Raw genomic sequence first — 6,021 nt, forward strand, 5'->3', positions numbered from 1 at the left:
TGAAATAACTGTTTTAATTGATAAACTGGATGATGCGGCTTCATAGTAGACTCCTCCTTTATTGGTTTTACTCTATAAATACCAACAAAGAAGGAAGTATAACCCTATATTTTTTCTTAAGTTGACGCCTATGGGAGGGGCGACTCTGGGAGGATCAGCCCGATCAGGTGAGACCACTAAAGGAGCGTAGCGACTAGGGGGCTCACCGCGGGCCCTCCAGAACGCGTCCCCTCCGAAGCGCCAATCCCCAACCCAACGCCCGTCCAGCCTATCCTAATAAACTAATAAAACGAAATTCCCAGTAAACTCTTGCCAATTATTTGTTTTATCAGTATAATGAACGAATTACTGAATGGTTATTCATTCACTTGTTAGGGAGATGAAAGCATGAATTTAGTTTCTAGTGTTCAACAGACAGCACAGAGCAAGCCTAGTAAAATCGCCTATCATTTCATGGGAAAAGACACGACGTATGCAGAGTTCGACATGTCCGTCTCCATGTTCGCCAATGCGCTACAACATCTAGGAGTCGTTAAAGGGGACAAAGTGGCATTTTTACTCGGCAACACGCCGCATTACTTGATCTCACTCTATGCCACTATGCGTATCGGAGCGACAGCTGTGCCGGTCAATCCGCTCTATACACCTGACGAAATTTCTTATATTCTGGAAAACAGTGACGCGAAAGCCGTTATTGCAATCGATCAATTATTGCCACTCGTAGAAGTAGCAAGCCAGTCATTTCCGACGATTGAGAATTATGTCGTCTGTGAAATGAGTGCAGATGCAGGTGAGAAATTAGCTGCGTTGAATGACTCGGTTAAGGCAAAAGTGCATCCGTTTAGCCTGCTCATCAAGCAATCGAAACCAATGACGGAAGCGGTGGAAGTTGACGAAAATGAAAGCGCTATCATCCTTTACACATCTGGAACGACAGGACACCCGAAAGGTGCGATGTTGACACATAAAAATATCTACTCTAATGCACGTGATGTAGGAGACTATTTAGGCTTCTCCGAAAATGATAAAATTGTAGCGACATTGCCTTTATTCCACGTATTCGCATTGACTGTTGTAGCGAATGCACCACTTGTGAAAGGGGCTACTATATTACTCGAGCCACGCTTTAGCCCGGGGGAAATATTCCACATGATTCGCGAACAAAAGGCCACTGTATTTGCGGGCGTTCCTACTATGTATAACTTCCTCTATCAATATCCGGAAGGTAAAACAGAAGACTTCGAATCCATCAGACTGGCGATTTCAGGTGGCTCTTCAATGCCCGTTTCCTTGCTTCATGATTTCGAAGAGAAATTCAATGTGCGTGTTTCGGAAGGCTATGGTTTATCGGAAGCTTCACCGGTCACGTGTTTCAATCCATTAGATCGTGAACGTGTCCCCGGATCGATCGGAACGAATATTATGAACGTCGAGAATAAAGTGGTCGATGAAAATGGCGAAGAAGTGCCTGTCAATGAAGTCGGCGAATTAATCGTACGCGGCCCTAACGTCATGAAAGGATATTATAAAATGCCTGAAGAAACCGCGGCTACACTTCGTGACGGTTGGCTGTATACAGGCGACTTGGCGCGACGTGATGAAAACGGTTACTTTTATATCGTAGACCGCAAGAAAGATATGATCATCGTCGGTGGGTTCAATGTGTATCCTCGAGAAGTAGAGGAAGTGCTGTTTAGCCACCGTGACATTGTGGAAGCTGCAGTTGTAGGCATACCAGATGCGAACTTCGGTGAAGAAGTACAAGCCTATGTTGTGTTGAAGGAAGGTTCGGATGCTACGGAACATTCACTGCTTAATTATTGCGGGAAGCGTCTTGTGAAGTATAAAGTACCGAAGTCGATTGAGTTCCTGGATGAATTACCGAAAAACACGACAGGTAAGATTTTAAGACGTTCATTGAAAGATCAAATTAAAAGTTGATGAGAGTGGAAACGAGTGACGGGAATCATATCCGTCACTCGTTTTTTTTACGCATTCATTGCCAAAACAAGCCTTGACTTGTTATGGTTTAATGAATTGTAAGAATACAGGAGGGATTGGATGAATAAACGATGTGTAACGATTGAAGATTTATTTGAGACGAAATCCGTAACGAATCCGGTATTGGCGCCTAACGATCAAGAAGCAGTGTTTACGGTGACCGAATTACATAAAGAGGAAAATGCGTATCACTCCGCTATCTATCATATCGATTTGCAGACGGGCGTCGTAACGCGGTGGACGTATGGGAAGCACCAAGTCAGTGCACCGAAATGGTCTCCTGACGGCAAGCAAGTAGCATTTTTATCGAATCGCAACGAAACAAATCAACTATATATCATGCAAAAAGCAGGCGGAGAAGCCTATGCGCTGACGGACTGTAAAAAAGGGATCGATTCATTCGAATGGTCGCCGTGCGGTAAGAAAATCTGGTTTACGGGGACGCTGAAAACAGGTGAAACGTTTTCTACGACGGTACAGAAGCAAGAAGGATTTCCACAACCGATTCGTGTGACGAAAATGAAATACAAAGCAGATTTCATTGGTGTAGTACCGCAAGACGAATATACACAAATCGGTTATGTTGATCTGGCAACGTGCCATATTTGCAATTTCACTATGGAACCATTTGATCATTCATTAGAAGCGATTTCACATGACGGCAAGCAATTGGTCGTCGGCGTCAATCGTAACGAGCAGATCGATCATGATTTCGGTGTTCCGTTCGTGCTGTTGGATATTGAAACAAAAAAAGAGACCGTGATTGTCGATGAACAAGGCTTTTTCGGCGATGTAGCTTTCTCTAAAGACGATCGCTATATTGCGTATACAGGGTATGACTTGACGTTCCAAAATGTCACGCAGGCAGATGTTTTCGTCTATGATCGGACGAACGGTCAGACGATGAATTTGACAGCGGGAATTGACGCGCCGATTGGAGACGAAAGTATTTCCGACCACTTGCAACAAGCGATTGCGCCAGGCGTCGTGTGGACGGAAGACGAGCAACTGTATTTCCAATTATCGAGTATGGGGGAAGTACGTTTGTATGCGGCTACACTTGACGGCGCGATCTATCCAGCGACAGGTGAAGAAGAGCATGTTTACGGGTACGATGTCGCGGGAAATGCGGAATTCGCGTTGCTCACAGTTAGCACGATGACGAATCCTGGGGAACTGTATCGCCAAACGATAGCGACCGGTGAACGGACAAAACTGACTTCATTCAATGAAAGCTGGTTGAAAAAAGTCGAATTGGTTGAACCGCAAACGATTCATTATACGAATGGCAATGAAAATATCCAAGGGTGGCTCATGAAGCCGGCGAACTTTACTGAAGGTAAAACTTATCCACTCATTGTAGAAATTCATGGGGGGCCGCATGCGATGTATGGCTATACGTATTTCCACGAAATGCAAGTATTGGCTGCGCAAGGCTACGGAGTTCTCTATCTCAATCCTCGTGGCAGTCACGGCTATAGTCAGGCGTTTGTTGACGCAGTGCGTGGCGATTACGGTGGCGGTGGATATGAAGATATCATGGCAGGACTAGATGAAGTGTTGAAGACCGAAGACTGGATTGATGAAACGCGCCTTGGCGTGACAGGTGGTAGCTACGGTGGCTTCATGACGAACTGGATTGTCGGGCACACGAACCGTTTCAAAGCGGCCGTCACACAACGCTCGATCAGCAATTGGATTAGCTTCTTCGGTGTCTCCAATATTGGCTACTACTTTACCGACTGGCATTTGAAAGCTAGAATGACAGATGTCGATTCGCTATGGAAGCAGTCACCGTTGAAGTATGCAGAAAACATCGAGACCCCTTTGTTGATCCTTCATGCCGAACGAGATTTCGTCTGTCCAATCGAGCAAGCCGAACAACTATTTATTACGTTAAAAGATTTAGGTAAAGAAACCGAATTTGTTCGCTTTCCCGAATCCGATCATAATATGTCGAGAACAGGGAAACCCAATTTGCGAATTGCAAGATTAGAAGAGATTACCGGGTGGTTTATACGGTATCTATAAGGTAAGATGAGAGAGTATGCCCAAACGGCTATACATGAAAAATATAGTGTGTATAATGAGATACGAATTAAACTTATAAAAACTACTTGAGAAGAGGTTCTGCATGATGGAAGAGCAACTACTGTACAGAATAGAGTCGGATTTTATCGGAGAGAAGAAGGTGCCACTAGATGCGTATTATGGAATACAAACACTACGCGCAGCAGAAAACTTTCCTATCACAGGCTACCGCGTCAATCGCGACTTGATTCGTGCGATCGCAATCGTCAAAAAATCTGCAGCACAAGCTAACCGCGACATCGGTCAATTGGACGCGAATATTGCTGAAGCAATCATCAAGGCATCTGAAGAAGTAATCAATGGCGCATTGCGCGATCAGTTCCTTGTAGATCCAATCCAAGGTGGCGCCGGAACGTCAGTGAATATGAACGCAAACGAAGTCATCGCCAACCGTGCACTCGAAATTCTCGGTCATAAAAAAGGTGAATACGACATCATTAGCCCGAATACGCATGTCAACATGGCACAGTCGACAAATGACGCATTCCCGACTGCCATTCATATCGCTACACTCATGAAAGTAGACAAGCTACTCGGCGTTATGGAATCGCTTCATAAAACCTACTTGAAAAAGTCGATAGAATTCCAATCGGTGTTGAAAATGGGCCGTACGCACTTACAAGACGCAGTGCCAATCCGTCTCGGACAAGAATTCGAAGCCTACGCAATGGTACTACGTCGCGACATTGAACGCGTTCGTGTATCACGTGTCTACTTATATGAAATCAATATGGGCGCAACAGCTGTCGGAACAGGCTTGAACGCCGATCCATTATATATCAAAAAAGTAGCGAGCTACCTGTCAGAAAACAGTGGTTTCGAATTAAAGTCTTCTACACATTTAGTGGACGCAACACAAAATACAGATTCGTACGTGCAAGTATCTGCAGCGCTACGCGGCACGATGCTGAACCAGTCTAAAATCTGTAACGACTTGCGCCTCATGGCATCCGGTCCACGCACAGGTCTATCTGAAATTGCATTACCTGCAAGACAACCAGGGTCCTCTATCATGCCAGGAAAAGTGAACCCGGTTATGGCAGAAGTAATGAATCAAGTGTCGTTCCAAGTAGTGGGGAACGATATGACGATCGCGTTGGCATCAGAAGCGGGACAGTTCGAATTGAACGTCATGGAGCCAGTGCTAGTGTTCAACTTGCTGCAGTCACTAAAAATCATGACCAACGTATTCGGTGCATTCCGCGATTATTGTTTAGATGGAATCACGGCAAACGTCGAGCACTTGTCTGAATATGTGGAGAAGAGTATCGGAATCATCACGGCCATCAATCCGCACGTCGGATACGAAGTGGCGTCAGAGATTGCGAAAGAAGCCTTGTTAACAAACAAGTCGATCCGTGAAATTTGTATCGAGCGAAATATCTTGTCGAAAGAAGAGTTGGATACGATTCTCCATCCATTCGAGATGACGAAGCCGGGTATTTCGGGTAAAGAGTTGTTGAAGAAGAAGATTATTCTTTCTAAGTAATAAGGAGTATTCAACTATGAAAGTGCATAATATTATGGAAGTCGTGGTACGTGACGTGATTTCCAAATATAAGAATGAGCTGCATCTGCCATGTACATGCGAGCATTGCCTGAATGATGTACTGGCGATGACGTTGAATCATGTTCAGCCTCAATATGTCGTTGATGAAGCAAACAGTACGTATATCCGTGCTGTCCATGAAGCGGATCGTCAAGGGGCCACTGCCATCTTGACGAAAGTCGCGTGGGCTGCGGGCGTGGTTGGACAAAACCCGCGATGCGATAATATGAAAAATCCTTCCGAGTGATAAAATGTACCCTTTGTAAAGGACAATTATAAAAAAAGCCTAAGCTGCTTGTTGAAGCTGTCGTCTGTATTCTGCAGGCGGCAGCTTTTTCAAGTTCCACTGCCCGCGATAATGGTTATAGTACGTCATATAA

The 6,021-nt window shown here is 44.9% G+C and carries 5 protein-coding genes; 4 read left to right on the plus strand and 1 reads right to left on the minus strand.

Translation table 11 applies throughout. The annotated features are described in order from the left end of the window. The first annotated feature begins 387 nt into the window (after positions 1-387). The 4 genes from CSV70_RS16155 to CSV70_RS16170 all read left to right on the plus strand — a co-directional run bounded on the left by CSV70_RS16155 (position 388) and on the right by CSV70_RS16170 (position 5,888). A complete protein-coding gene (locus CSV70_RS16155; RefSeq protein ID WP_099629381.1) occupies positions 388-1,941 on the plus strand; it encodes a fatty acid--CoA ligase family protein in 1,554 nt (517 codons plus the stop codon). 120 nt (positions 1,942-2,061) lie between these two features. Then, the gene (locus tag CSV70_RS16160; RefSeq protein WP_099629380.1) at positions 2,062-4,032 is read left to right on the plus strand and encodes a S9 family peptidase; all 1,971 of its coding nucleotides are present in this window, start codon (positions 2,062-2,064) and stop codon (positions 4,030-4,032) included. Positions 4,033-4,135: 103 nt separating this feature from the next. Continuing rightward, on the plus strand, positions 4,136-5,581 hold the full coding sequence (gene aspA / locus CSV70_RS16165; protein ID WP_099628076.1) for an aspartate ammonia-lyase: 1,446 nt from the start codon (positions 4,136-4,138) through the stop codon (positions 5,579-5,581). 16 nt (positions 5,582-5,597) lie between these two features. Next, positions 5,598-5,888: a late competence development ComFB family protein gene (locus CSV70_RS16170; protein WP_099629379.1), complete on the plus strand. Its 291-nt coding sequence runs from the start codon at positions 5,598-5,600 to the stop codon at positions 5,886-5,888. A gap of 39 nt (positions 5,889-5,927) precedes the next feature. Here the strand turns inward: CSV70_RS16170 and CSV70_RS16985 are convergent. Further along, the coding region (locus tag CSV70_RS16985; RefSeq protein ID WP_369802589.1) for an IS3 family transposase at positions 5,928-6,021 on the minus strand (94 nt) is incomplete at its 5' end.

Source organism: Sporosarcina sp. P25 (assembly GCF_002743235.1).
GTDB classification, from domain to species: domain Bacteria; phylum Bacillota; class Bacilli; order Bacillales_A; family Planococcaceae; genus Sporosarcina; species Sporosarcina ureae_B.